10 protein-coding genes are annotated in these 12,640 nt (G+C 33.6%); 7 read left to right on the top strand and 3 right to left on the bottom strand.

Annotated features, from left to right (window positions below; translation table 11 throughout):
* The first annotated feature begins 31 nt into the window (after window positions 1-31).
* Window positions 32-451 carry a hypothetical protein gene (locus EV144_RS13185; protein ID WP_134149475.1) on the top strand — a complete coding sequence of 140 codons (420 nt, stop codon included), beginning with the start codon at window positions 32-34 and terminating at the stop codon, window positions 449-451.
* Between the two features lie 13 nt (window positions 452-464).
* Window positions 465-923 carry a sensor of ECF-type sigma factor gene (locus EV144_RS13180; protein WP_134149473.1) on the top strand — a complete coding sequence of 153 codons (459 nt, stop codon included), beginning with the start codon at window positions 465-467 and terminating at the stop codon, window positions 921-923.
* A 258-nt stretch (window positions 924-1,181) separates the two neighbouring features.
* Here the strand turns inward: EV144_RS13180 and EV144_RS13175 are convergent, their stop codons facing one another.
* Entirely contained in the window at window positions 1,182-2,240 is a 1,059-nt protein-coding gene (locus EV144_RS13175; protein ID WP_134149471.1) for a WD40/YVTN/BNR-like repeat-containing protein, read from the bottom strand.
* A 233-nt stretch (window positions 2,241-2,473) separates the two neighbouring features.
* Between EV144_RS13175 and EV144_RS13170 the strand changes: the two genes are divergently transcribed.
* From EV144_RS13170 to EV144_RS13160, 3 genes are all read left to right on the top strand, one after another.
* Entirely contained in the window at window positions 2,474-3,814 is a 1,341-nt protein-coding gene (locus EV144_RS13170; RefSeq protein WP_134149469.1) for a hypothetical protein, read from the top strand.
* 139 nt (window positions 3,815-3,953) lie between these two features.
* Window positions 3,954-5,948 carry a KUP/HAK/KT family potassium transporter gene (locus tag EV144_RS13165; RefSeq protein WP_134149467.1) on the top strand — a complete coding sequence of 665 codons (1,995 nt, stop codon included), beginning with the start codon at window positions 3,954-3,956 and terminating at the stop codon, window positions 5,946-5,948.
* 151 nt (window positions 5,949-6,099) lie between these two features.
* Window positions 6,100-7,314, top strand: coding sequence for an RsmB/NOP family class I SAM-dependent RNA methyltransferase (locus EV144_RS13160; RefSeq protein ID WP_134149466.1), 1,215 nt, complete (start codon window positions 6,100-6,102; stop codon window positions 7,312-7,314).
* 122 nt (window positions 7,315-7,436) lie between these two features.
* On the opposite strand, the gene EV144_RS13155 is transcribed toward EV144_RS13160, so the two are convergent.
* Both EV144_RS13155 and EV144_RS13150 read right to left on the bottom strand, forming a co-directional pair.
* Window positions 7,437-8,480, bottom strand: a complete 1,044-nt coding sequence (locus EV144_RS13155; protein WP_134149464.1) for an AMP-binding protein — start codon at window positions 8,478-8,480, stop codon at window positions 7,437-7,439.
* 7 nt (window positions 8,481-8,487) lie between these two features.
* A complete protein-coding gene (locus EV144_RS13150) occupies window positions 8,488-9,420 on the bottom strand; it encodes a CPBP family intramembrane glutamic endopeptidase (protein WP_134149462.1) in 933 nt (310 codons plus the stop codon).
* A 114-nt stretch (window positions 9,421-9,534) separates the two neighbouring features.
* Between EV144_RS13150 and EV144_RS13145 the strand changes: the two genes are divergently transcribed.
* Both EV144_RS13145 and EV144_RS13140 read left to right on the top strand, forming a co-directional pair.
* The gene (locus EV144_RS13145; RefSeq protein ID WP_134149460.1) at window positions 9,535-9,879 is read left to right on the top strand and encodes an arsenate reductase family protein; all 345 of its coding nucleotides are present in this window, start codon (window positions 9,535-9,537) and stop codon (window positions 9,877-9,879) included.
* Between the two features lie 94 nt (window positions 9,880-9,973).
* On the top strand, window positions 9,974-12,427 hold the full coding sequence (locus EV144_RS13140) for an outer membrane beta-barrel family protein (protein WP_134149459.1): 2,454 nt from the start codon (window positions 9,974-9,976) through the stop codon (window positions 12,425-12,427).
* Window positions 12,428-12,640 lie beyond the last annotated feature (213 nt).

The raw sequence follows: 12,640 nt of genomic DNA, 5'->3' as shown, positions 1-12,640 counted from the left end.
CTTTTGTAAAAAAAACAATCTTATAGATATTATGAAAGAATTTAAATTAGAAAACGAACCGAAAATAAATTCTGGGTTTAAAACTCCAGAGCATTATTTTGATAATTTTTCGGCAAAGGTTTTAGAGAAAATAAATGAAGAGGAGAAAGAAGTAAAAGTAATTCCGTTTTACAAACGTAAAAAGGTTTTAACAATACTTGCTGCTGCAATGATTGTTTTTGCATTAATGATTCCGATAGTAAACAATTACAGAGCAACTTCAAATGATCTTGACGAAGCTACTTTAGAAACGTATTTAGCGTATCAGTCTAATTTAAATCAATACGATTTAATTCAAAACTTAGATACAAAAGACATTCAAAAATTAGATAAAGACGTCGCTCTGGAAAACGAAACCATCGAAGATATCTTATCTACAAATCCAAACTTAGAACACTTAATTTCTGAATAAACAAACTTAAACGATGAAAATAAAAAACATACTTCCGTTAATTCTCTTTCTGTTAAGTTTCTCATTTTACGCGCAAAATGGTAAAGTTGATGAAAAGCGTGAAAAAATTAAAGCTTTTAAAGTTTCTTTTTTAACTACTGAGCTGGAATTAACTTCTACAGAAGCCGAAAAATTCTGGCCGATCTATAATGCTTATGACGATAAACAATTCGAATTAAGACATTCTAAAATGAAAGTTTACATGCGCAAGCTTGACGATGATAATCTCAATTCTCTTTCAGAAAAAGATGCCGTAACGCTTCTTTCTCAAATGGAATGCACAGACAAACAATTATATGTTTTGCGCGAAAAATACATGACGGATTTGAAAAAGATTCTTTCGGCAAAAAAAATATTGAAGCTTAAAAAATCAGAAGACGATTTTAGTCGAAAATTATTACAGCAATACCGCGACAAAGCCGGTAAAGATTAACGTTTTTCTCCAAAAAACAACAGCGGCAGGACCCCTTTATAATAATACTTACTTTATTATTTAGGGGTCTTGTTATTTATAAAAGGGAAATTCCAATTTTTTGAAATTCCAAATTCCAATTCTATTAACCGTAAAACACGCAAGATAATTCTAAAGGCTTAGTAAAAACACAAAGGTTACAAAGCTGATGAGATAATCAATAGCTTTGTAACCTTTGTGTAATCCTTGCGAACTTTATGTTTAAATGTATATTTATTATTACTTAAAAGTAAGTCGAACTATTTTATTATGTCCTGCAGCAATCGCAGTATTTCTATTTACAAAACGAATGGTGAAAAGTTTAGAATCTGTAGACAACTGCATCCAGTTTTCGCCGCCGTTCTGAGAATACTGAATCCCTTCAGAACCCACGCAGATAATTTCTCTGCCATTTCCACCCGGAACATATTGTACACAAGACGCGTATCCAAATCCCATATCCTGACCAATTAATTCCCAGGTTTTGCCACCATCTTTGGTAAAAGCTTTATTATCTGATTTTTTGTTCGGAAGATCATAATCACCACCCGCAATAAATCCATGCTTAGAATCGTAAAAATCTGCTGTAAAAATTCCTGTCATTGCTTTTCCCTGAACAATTGGAGTATCAGAAACTTTCCAAGTTTTTCCTTTATCCGGTGAATAAAAAACACGTGCTTTTTTACCGCCAGAAACCAGCCATGTATCGTCTCCGTTTACAACAATATTGGTATTACTTGCAGCAAAGGCAGTTTCGCCGGTAGAATTTGTCGGTAATTTATCAGAAAGTAATTTTGTCCAGGTTTCTCCCCCATCGCGGGTTATAACAACAGAAAAAGTATCTTCGGTTGGGTCGCCAATCGCAATACCCTCTTTATCATTCCAAAACTGCATACTATCATAAAACACTTTTGGATTGACTTCTTTGTAAACTAACTTTACTTTCATCGTTTTTTTAGAAACAGAATAAAGTAAAGCTGGATTAGAAACACTTAACAGAAAAATATCTTTAGAAGTTTGTGCAATACTTCTAAATTCTAATTTAAGGGTATCGCGATAAATATGCTCTTCAAATTTTTCTTTTTTATCCAAATCAAAGTAGCCAAAACGAGAGTTATCGCCGCCGTACCAAACTTTATTTTTATCGATTAAAATTGCTCTTATGCTAATTTTATCCTGAAATAAGGTATCTACTTTCATTGATGTAAAACCGCCTCCAACTGCTTTTCGACTAATATTAAGCGTTGTAAAAGACACCAATAATATAAAAGCACCACAAAATAGTATAAGTTTTTTCATAAAAATTTGATTTGGTTAATGCTAAAATACAATTATTTATAACATCTCAAATAAGTTTTCCTTTTTTTAAGAAATAATAATTTTTAAGGCCATTTTTTGTCGAATCAAAACGTATGAACAGTAAACAAAAACTAAACTTCTAAGAATGAATATTTTAAAAACCAAAAAGTACGATTTTAAATTGTGGCACAGTAATTGGATATCTCAGAATATTAATCTTAATATGATTTACCATGAAAGCGAAAATACTTTTAATAGCCGTAGCCGCACTAGCAATAACTTCTTGCCAAGCACAAGCTGGTGCTACTGTATATGCAAAAAATTCAGATATAAGCGATAATTTAGATTTAAGAGCAGTTGCCTCTATTTTTGGAGAATCTTCTAATCTTCAAGATTTTGAAAGACGTCTAAACGAACCAGAATATCAAATATCAAATCTTGATTTAAACGGAGATAATCAAGTCGATTATTTACGTGTAATCGAATCTGTAGAAGACAGAACTCACGTTGTAATTATTCAGGCGGTTTTAGATCGTGATGTTTACCAAGACGTTGCTACAATTGATGTAGAAAGAGACAATTACAATAAAGTAAATGTACAGGTTGTGGGTAACACTTATTTGTATGGTGACAATTATATTTACGAACCAGTTTACAGCGTAGTACCAGTAATTTACACTTCTTTTTGGGTTACCAATTACAGACCTTACATTTCTAGCTGGGGCTGGAATTATTATCCAACTTATTATACAGCATGGCATCCTTACCCTGTTTACAGATATAGAAGTAACATCAACATCAATATCAACGTAAACAATCATTATAACTATGTAAGTACTCGTAGAAGTTACAGAGCTCCGGCGATTTACCAATCAAGACGTAGTTATGGATACGAAAGAATGAGCCCTAACAATAGTTTTGCTCAAAGACATGCTAACGTAAACAACAGATACGAATTAGACCAAAGACGTGTTGCCAACAGAGAAACAAATAGAAACAGTTATAACACAAATGGCAGTAGACCAAATTCTGGAAGAACGTCAACATCTGGAGGAGACAACAACAGATATTCAAACAGAAATTATGCTGAAAACAGAACAAACTCTGATAGAACTAACAACACAAATCGTCCAGGTTCTAGCAATGACAACACTGTAAGAGGAAATAATCCGGTAAGAGTTGACAATACTCCAAGAACAAACAACAACACGAATCCTTCTAGAGGATATTCTGAAAACAGAATGAATACTGACAGAACAAGTTCAACTCCAAGAGCTGAAGCTCCGAGAGCAAGTTCACAAAACAGCATGAATACAAACAGACCTGCTCCAGTTCAAAGAACAGAAGCACCAAGTAGAAGTTATTCTGAAAACAGATCATACTCAGGAAATACAGCGAGACAACAGCAAAGCGCACCACAACAAAGTGCACCGCAAAGAAACGCTGCACCACAGCAAAGTGCACCACAACGTTCTGAGGCACCGCGTGCAAGTCAGGAATCTAGACAAAGTCAGCCACAAAGAGAAAGCGGGTCAGGTTCAAGAGGTGGTAATGGCGGTGGAAGAAGAGGTTAATCCATTTTAGATTTTATAATAAAATTAAAAGCACAATTTGAGGATTGTGCTTTTTTTTATCTTTTAAATTATATTCCATTTAATTGACGCTAATTTGTTTTAAAACAGTAAATTTGCAACCGTCTTTTATAAAAATAACATGAGCGCATCGCATAAAAACTTACATAGTAAGTTGTCTATTGGGGGTTTATTGATCACATTGGGAATTATTTATGGAGATATTGGTACTTCTCCATTGTATGTAATGAAAGCCATTCTTGGCGATTACGCAATTAATTCGGACATTGTTTTAGGAGGAATTTCCTGCGTTTTCTGGACTTTGACTTTACAAACTACAATAAAATACGTTCTCATAACTTTAAGTGCGGACAACCATGGTGAAGGTGGAATTTTTGCTTTATATGCTTTAGTCAAGAAAACCAAAATTCAATGGCTCATTGTGCCCGCCATTATTGGTGGTAGTGCCTTGCTTGCCGACGGAATCATAACACCTCCTATTTCTATATCGTCTGCTGTAGAAGGAATTCGGGCTTTTTATCCAAAAATGGAAACCGAAACCATTGTATATATTGTTATTGCGATTCTATTCATTTTATTCACGATTCAACAATTTGGAACTAAGCTTGTAGGTAAGTTTTTTGCTCCAATGATGCTGATCTGGTTTGCAATGTTAGGAACTTTAGGAGCAGTTCAAATCTTAGATCATCCTGAAGTTATCAGAGCTATAAATCCTTACTACGCTTACCATTTATTATCAATTCATCCCGACGGTTATTTTGTTCTTGGGTTTGTATTTTTATGTACAACCGGAGCCGAAGCTTTGTATTCTGACATGGGTCACTGCGGACGTAAAAACATCAGAATCAGCTGGATTTTTGTAAAAACTACTTTAGTATTAAACTATTTTGGTCAGGCAGCGTATTTAATTACTCACGAAGGAAAAACACTGCACCAATTAGGTGGCGATAACCCGTTTTACTTAATTATGCCGCATTGGTTTTTACCATTCGGAATTGTAGTGGCGACTTTAGCAGCCGTTATTGCTTCTCAGGCTCTTATTAGTGGTTCGTTTACTTTGATCAACGAAGCAATGCGTCTGAATTTCTGGCCGAAAGTAAAAATCAAATATCCTACAGAAGTAAAAGGACAATTGTATATTCCATCAATCAACTGGTTATTGTTTTTTGGTTGTGTGGGTATTGTTTTACACTTTCAAAAATCAGGAAACATGGAGCATGCTTATGGTCTTGCGATCATTTTATGTATGATCATGACGACTATTTTGCTGAACTATTACTTAATTATGAAACGTGTAAAATTGTACTTTATGGTACCGCTTATCACGATTTATTTATTGATTGAGTTTAGTTTCTTAATTGCGAACATTACAAAATTTGCCGAAGGTGGTTATGTAACTTTGATCATCGCTTTGATGTTGATTTCTATCATGACGATTTGGTACTTGGCTAAGAAAATCAACAAAAACTACACGAAAGTTGTTAAGATTGATGATTATAAAAAAGTCTTAATGGAGTTGAGCGAAGATTTATCTATTCCGAAATATGCTACACACTTGGTTTACATGACCAATGCAAGCCGTGTAGACGAATTGGAGGAAAAAGTAATCTATTCGATTTTACAAAAACGTCCAAAAAGAGCCGATATATACTGGTTTGTACACGTAAACATTCTTACTGAACCGTATAAAACACAATATAAAGTTACCGAAATCGCAAAAGACGATATTTACAGAATCGATTTTAATTTAGGATTTAGAGAACCTACCAAAATCAATTTGATGTTTAGAGAAGTTATACGTGACATGGTAAAACGCGGCGAAGTGGATATTACCAGCCGTTACGAATCATTAAACAAAAACAATATTATTGGTGACTTTAAATTTGTATTGTCTGAGAAATTCTTATCAAATGATAACGATTTAAGATGGCACGAAAATATTATCATGAACTCTTATTTCTTCATTAAAAAACTAAGTTTATCTGAAGAAAGAGCTTTTGGCTTAGACAGCAGCTCTGTAAAAATAGAGAAATTCCCAATGGTGCTTCACGCTCCTGAAAATATTGGATTAACTCGAATTATCGTCAAAAAAGAAGGCGAAACAAACGAGGCTTAAAATAAAACGCATTCTAAAATAAATTCAAAAACACTCTTTTAAAACTTTATTAGAGTGTTTTTTTTCTTTTTATTGAAAGTCAAATCACAATCAAAATTAAAAATTTCACTTTCAACCAATTAATAGTACCTTTGCAAATCAAATAATTAAAATGAGATTACACAGAAATTTAGTTTATACTACCATCGATTCTTTAAATGCGATCTTCAACGAAGGAGAATATGCAGATAAAGTGGTAGCACGAGCATTAAAAAAAGACAAACGTTGGGGAAGTTCTGACAGGAAATTTGTTGCTGAAACGATATACGAAATTGTTCGCTGGAAGAGATTATACGCCGAAATTGCCGAAGTTAAAGAACCTTTTGACAGAGACAATTTATGGAGAATGTTTGCTGTTTGGGCAGTTTTAAGAGGATATCCAATTCCAGATTGGAGACAATTGGAAGGAACTCCAGAAAGAAAAATCAAAGGACGTTTTGACGAACTTTCTAAAATTAGAGCTTTAAAAGAATCTATTCCGGATTGGATGGATGAAGTTGGAGTAAAAGAATTAGGCGAAAAAGTTTGGGCTAAAGAAATTGCAGCTCAAAACCAGCCGGCAAAAGTTATTCTAAGAACCAATACTTTAAAAGGGACTAAAGAAAACTTGAGAAATACGCTGATGGATTTGAATATTGAAACTGAATATTTAAAAGATCAGCCAGAAGCTTTGGTTTTAAAAGAAAGAGCGAATGTGTTTTTGACAGACGCTTTTAAACAAGGTTTATTTGAAGTTCAGGATGCCAACTCACAATTGGTTGCTGGTTTTCTTGACGTAAAACCAGGAATGCGTATTGTGGATACTTGCGCTGGTGCGGGCGGAAAAACATTGCATATTGCTTCTTTAATGGAAAATAAAGGGCAGTTGATTGCAATGGATTTGTACGAAAGCAAATTGAAACAGTTAAAATTAAGAGCGAAAAGAAATGGTGCTTTTAACATTGAATACAGAATTATTGATTCTACAAAAGTGATCAAAAAACTGCACGAACGAGCAGATCGTGTTCTAATCGATGCACCTTGTAGCGGTTTAGGAGTTCTAAAAAGAAATCCTGATGCTAAATGGAAATTACAACCTGAATTTATTGATAACATCAGAAAAGTACAGGCAGAAGTTTTAGAAAGCTATTCTAAAATTGTAAAACCAGGCGGAAAATTAGTTTACGCAACTTGTTCTGTTTTACCATCAGAAAATCAAGAGCAGGTAGAGAAATTCCTTAAAACAGAAATCGGGCAACAATTTACTTTCATCCAGGATCGTAAAATGCTAGCTTCAGAATCTGGTTTTGATGGCTTTTATATGGCGTTATTAGAGCGTAAAGCTTAAATATAAATTCCAATATTTAAATAAATTCCAATATTAAAAATCCCAAATTCCAAGCAGTAAGTTTGGAATTTGGGATTTTTTATTGAAATTTTCCTTTGTTTGGAATTTAAGAAGATTGGAATTTAACCCTGAAGGCTCGATTTACGTAACAACTTCCCATTTTCGTTTTCTTTGAATTTCGGAACAAAAACAATTTCTTTTGGTTTTTCGAATTTTCCTAAAACATCAAAAAAGTCTGGAGCAAAATCTTGTTTTTCGCCTTCGATAACCAAAATTAATTTTTCGCCTAAAATAGAATCGTGTACGCCTGTTACAAAAAATCTATTCTTTATTTTTCCGATTAGTTTAGCTTCTATTTGTTCCGGAATTAGTTTTACACCGCCACTATTAATTACATTATCAATTCGGCCTAAAAACACAAATTGTTTTTCGTTTATCAATTCAATTAAATCATTCGTGACAATTGGCTCATCAGAAATAGACGCAACAGAAATCACTAAACAATCACGTTCGTCTTTTGCAATTTTTACGTTTGGTAAAATCGAAAAAGCACGCTCTCCTACTCTTTTTGCCGCAATATGCGTTATGGTTTCGGTCATACCATAAGTCTCATAAATTTCGGTTTCTAATGGCAAAAGTTGCTTTTCTAAAGCACTGTCTATTTTAGCACCTCCAATAATTAATTTCTTTACATTTTTTAGTGCTTCGATAGAATTTTGAACTTGCAAAGGCACCATCGCAACAAAATCATAAAATTTCTTATTTAATGCTAATGGCTCTGTACTCGGCGAAACAATATCAATTTCTAATCCTAAAATAAAACTGCGAACCAACATCATTTTTCCGGCAATAAACTGAACAGGAAGACAAAGCAACGCTTTATTTCCCGGTTCTAATCCGAAAAAATCACCCGTTGCTAATGCAGATTGAATCATCGCCTGTTTTTCTAAACGCACTAATTTTGGAAGTCCTGTTGTTCCAGAAGTAGTCATTTCGATATATCCCTTATCATCAAACCAATCCAATAAAAAACTACCAATAGAACGTTCATAACTGTCGCCCTCTTTGATATAACTGTAACCTATTTGGCTTAAGGCTTTTCCGTTAAAATGATAACCGTTTAGCTTAAAATAATTATGGACATTTTTATGTGTTAACTCTAACATGATGGTATTAATTTACTATTGCTTCGGTATTAATTTTACCGGTTAATTTTTCTTTCCAGTTTGTCCAGTTGTATTTTTTACTAAAAATATAAACCAAGATCGGGTAAACCACCACAACTGGTAATATAACATCTAAACCGGCAGATGGCTCAGACATATCTTTAAAAAGAGAATGGGTCTGAAAAACAGACCAATCTGACGTTACTAAAAGAGCTCCGATAAGATTATTTGCTGCATGAAAACCCAGCGCCAGTTCTATTCCTTCGTCCATAAGTGTAATAAGACCTAAAAAAACACCTGTTCCTATATAATAAATCATAATGATGTATCCCATTTTGGCAACTTCGGGATTAAAAATATGCATAGAACCAAAAATCAGCGAAGTCATCAGGAACGGAAACCATCTGTTTTGGGCTAGATTGGCAAATCCCTGCATTAAATAACCTCTAAAAATATATTCTTCTGTACTGGTTTGAATCGGAATCAAAATCGAACCTAAAAGAACCAAAATTAAGAAAGGAACCAATTTAAAATTCCAGACAAAATTTTTAGGCGATTGTAAATAAACAATCAAAAATAAAACAACCGAAAAGAAAGACCACAACAAAAAAGAAAAACCAATCCGTTTCCAATCTATTTTTTGTCGGGAAGTCGTAATCGATAAAAGTGTTTGATGGTGCAAATATTTTACAACAAAATAAATCCCTGCAAAAGCAAAAGCAAAAGAAATCATGACCAAAAACAGCGTAAGATTGGGCTCAAACAAATTCATCACCGCGGCATTATCTGTCGGAAAACTTTCTTTGGATGTATAACTTTTATAAAGAACCGCAACAGAAAAAGGAATTTGACCAATAAAAGAAGCTGTAATAATAAAAACAGAACCTAAAAGATATTTCCAAAAAACATTTTCAGGTTTAATTCCTTGTTCTAAAAACATATGTATAAATTTTAAAAAATGAGAATTCTATTCGATAAGTAAATCTTACTTTTGGTCTTGCTAAAATACCTAATTTTTATTTGGCAATTTTTTTAACCGATTAAATATAATAAAATGATACAGATTTATCACAATCCACGCTGCGGAAAATCAAGAAGCTGCCTGGCTTTTGTTGAAGACACAAACCAAGAATATGAAATTATTCCGTATTTAACAGAAACTCCAAGTTTTGAAGATTTAAAATCTTTGCTTGAAAAATTAAATATTGAACCCATTCAATTGATAAGAACCAAAGAAAAAATCTGGATCGATAACTATAAAGGAAAAACATTAACCAACGATCAAATCATTGAGGCAATGGCAGATAACCCAATTTTGATCGAGCGTCCGATTGTTGTAAAAGACGGAAAAGCCATCATAGGAAGAGATTTAGATCTGGTTGCTTCTTTTTTAGATTGATTATAAAATGTTTAATTAACAAATTTTTATGATTTCATTCTTTAAACCATGCGCTACTTTTGCTGTCTAAAATGAAAATGAAACCAAAAAAATAATGAAAAAATTGAAATTTGCTGTATTGCTTGTATTCTTTTTCACAAGTTTTTACAACTATGCACAACAACCTGGTCCTGCTAAAAACAAAGTAAAAGTAACAGGAAAAGTTTTTGAGAAGGTAAGCAAACAACCTCTTGAATACGCGACTATCTCGATTATGGCTCTCAACGATACTAAAGTTATTGCCGGGGGAATTACCAATCCTAAAGGAGAATTTGAAGTAGCAGTTGCTCCAGGAACTTATGATATAAAAATTGAATTTATTTCGTTTAAACCAACCGAAATCAAACAAAAAGCGATTACTGGCGACACCAATTTAGGTTCTGTAAACCTGTCTGAAGATGCAGCACAATTGAACGAAGTTGTTGTTCGTGCCGAAAAATCTACAGTTGAAATAAAACTAGACAAAAAAGTGTACAACGTAGGTCAGGACATGATGGTAAAAGGCGGAACTGTAAGTGACGTTCTTGACAATGTACCATCTGTTTCTGTTGATACAGAAGGAAATGTAAGTTTAAGAGGAAGTGACAACATCAGAATTTTAATTGATGGAAGACCTTCTAACGCTATAAACGTTGCCGAAGCATTAAGACAACTTCCTGCAGATGCAATTGATAAAGTTGAAGTTATTACTAACCCGTCTGCGCGTTACGATGCAGAAGGAGGTTCGGGATTGATCAACATTATTCTTAAAAAAGGTAAAAATCAAGGTTTCAACGGAACTTTTATCGCTTCGACCGGTTTACCAGAAACGTATGGTTTAAGTGCCAATTTAAATTATAAAACAGAAAAATTAAACTACTTCACAACAGCTGGTTACAATTACAGAACTAATGAAGGAGGCGGAAAAACCAATTCTCAATATTTTAATGACGATGGTACTGCAAAAAACTTTTTGGATGAAGATCGTGATACCAAAAGAATTAGAAATGGTTTTAACGCAAGAGGCGGTGTAGAATGGTCTATTACTCCAACTACATTCTGGACAAATGCGATCAACTACCAAAATAATACTGGAGAAGACAAAGATCTAATCAACTACAGTAATTATGATGCAGCTCACGCTTTTACAGGTGCAACTTACCGTTTAAATAAAGGTGACACAGGCAGCGAAAATTTTGAATATACTTCAAACTTAATCAAAAATTTCAACGATAAAGGACACAAACTTACTGCCGATCTTTCTATCTCTAGAAACACAGACGACAGCAACAGTCTTATTACCGGTAGTAATGCAAGTGATTTTAACAACACCTTAAATGATCAGGTTCAGAAACAAGTATTATTACAAGCAGATTACGTATTGCCACTTGGTAAAGGAAGTCAATTTGAAGCAGGATACAAAGGAAGTTTTGGCGACTTAAACAATGAATATTACGTTTTGGACAGTAACGGTGCAAAAATTGACAACATTTCTAATACCTTAGAATACAAAGAAAACATCAATGCGATCTATACACAATACGGTTTCAAAATAAATAAATTCTCTTATTTATTCGGATTGCGTTGGGAAGACACCAACATTCAGGTAAACTTATTGGATACTCAAAATTTCAACACTAAAAAATACAACAACTTGTTTCCAAGTGCTTTTATTAGTTACGAAATTTCAGATCAAAGTAACTTTACAGCAAGTTACAGCAAGCGTTTATCTAGACCAAGAGGACGTTTTATGAATCCTGCGGTAAATTATTCAAGTAACATTAATATTTTTCAAGGAAATCCAGATTTAGATCCATCTCTTACAGACAAATACGACATCGGATACATCAAACGCTGGGATAAAGTAACTTTTAATACTTCAGCTTATTACGAAGATACAAAAGACGTTTTCAGCTTTGTAAGATCTCCTACGGGTGACGAAGTAAACGGGATTCCGGTTATTTTAAGCCGTCCGATTAACTTAGGAAAAGAGCAAAAATTCGGATTTGAGTTTACACTTAATTACACGCCGTTTAAATGGTGGAGATTAAACAGTAACTTCAACCTTTACAATGTAAAAACAACTGGAGAAAATAGCTATACAGATGCAAATGGCGATCTTGTAGTGCAAAATCTTGACAATAAAGCCAATACATGGTTCGCAAGAATCAGCTCTAAAGTAACTTTGCCATACAAAATCGACTGGCAGTTAACAGGCATGTACAACGGTGAGCAAAAAACCGCGCAAGGTAAAAACTTAGGACAGTTTGGTATGAATACTTCTTTGAGTAAAGATGTACTAAAAGACAAAGGAACAATCGCATTCAATATTAGCGACGTTTTCAATTCAAGAATTATGAAATCATATACTTATTTGGAGAACCAAACTTCTTACAGCGAAATGCAGTTCCGTAAACGTCAGTTCAACTTATCGTTTACCTACCGCTTCAACAAACCAAAAAGCGATAGAGAAAAAGGTGCTCCTAAAAATGAAGGAGGAAATGATGGTGGTGGAGAATTTCCGGGATAATATTTCTTAAATTCCAAAATAAAAAAATTCCAAATTCCAATCTATAGAACTTTATAAGTTTTACAATTGGAATTTGGAATTTTTCTTTTGGAATTTCTTCACGTATGTGCATAAAAAAAAGGACTCGCAAAACGGGTCCTTTTTTTATGAAATCAATTTATATTTAAATCGATTGTTCTGCTTTCTTTTTTGCTCTCATTTCTTTGAACATTT

Origin of the sequence: Flavobacterium sp. 270 (genome assembly GCF_004368785.1) — a bacterium.
In the GTDB taxonomy this organism is placed as follows: domain Bacteria; phylum Bacteroidota; class Bacteroidia; order Flavobacteriales; family Flavobacteriaceae; genus Flavobacterium.
The sequence above is the reverse complement of the archived record's forward strand: the minus strand, read 5'-3'. Positions and strand labels throughout refer to the sequence as shown.

Excerpts from the sequence above, each read along its gene's own strand:
- EV144_RS13185 (WP_134149475.1), top strand. The coding sequence starts at position 32 with ATGAAAGAATTTAAATTAGAAAACGAACCGAAAATAAATTCTGGGTTT.
- EV144_RS13180 (WP_134149473.1), top strand. The coding sequence starts at position 465 with ATGAAAATAAAAAACATACTTCCGTTAATTCTCTTTCTGTTAAGTTTC.
- EV144_RS13175 (WP_134149471.1), bottom strand. The coding sequence starts at position 2,240 with ATGAAAAAACTTATACTATTTTGTGGTGCTTTTATATTATTGGTGTCT.
- EV144_RS13170 (WP_134149469.1), top strand. The coding sequence starts at position 2,474 with ATGAAAGCGAAAATACTTTTAATAGCCGTAGCCGCACTAGCAATAACT.
- EV144_RS13165 (WP_134149467.1), top strand. The coding sequence starts at position 3,954 with ATGAGCGCATCGCATAAAAACTTACATAGTAAGTTGTCTATTGGGGGT.
- EV144_RS13160 (WP_134149466.1), top strand. The coding sequence starts at position 6,100 with ATGAGATTACACAGAAATTTAGTTTATACTACCATCGATTCTTTAAAT.
- EV144_RS13155 (WP_134149464.1), bottom strand. The coding sequence starts at position 8,480 with ATGTTAGAGTTAACACATAAAAATGTCCATAATTATTTTAAGCTAAAC.
- EV144_RS13150 (WP_134149462.1), bottom strand. The coding sequence starts at position 9,420 with ATGTTTTTAGAACAAGGAATTAAACCTGAAAATGTTTTTTGGAAATAT.
- EV144_RS13145 (WP_134149460.1), top strand. The coding sequence starts at position 9,535 with ATGATACAGATTTATCACAATCCACGCTGCGGAAAATCAAGAAGCTGC.
- EV144_RS13140 (WP_134149459.1), top strand. The coding sequence starts at position 9,974 with ATGAAAAAATTGAAATTTGCTGTATTGCTTGTATTCTTTTTCACAAGT.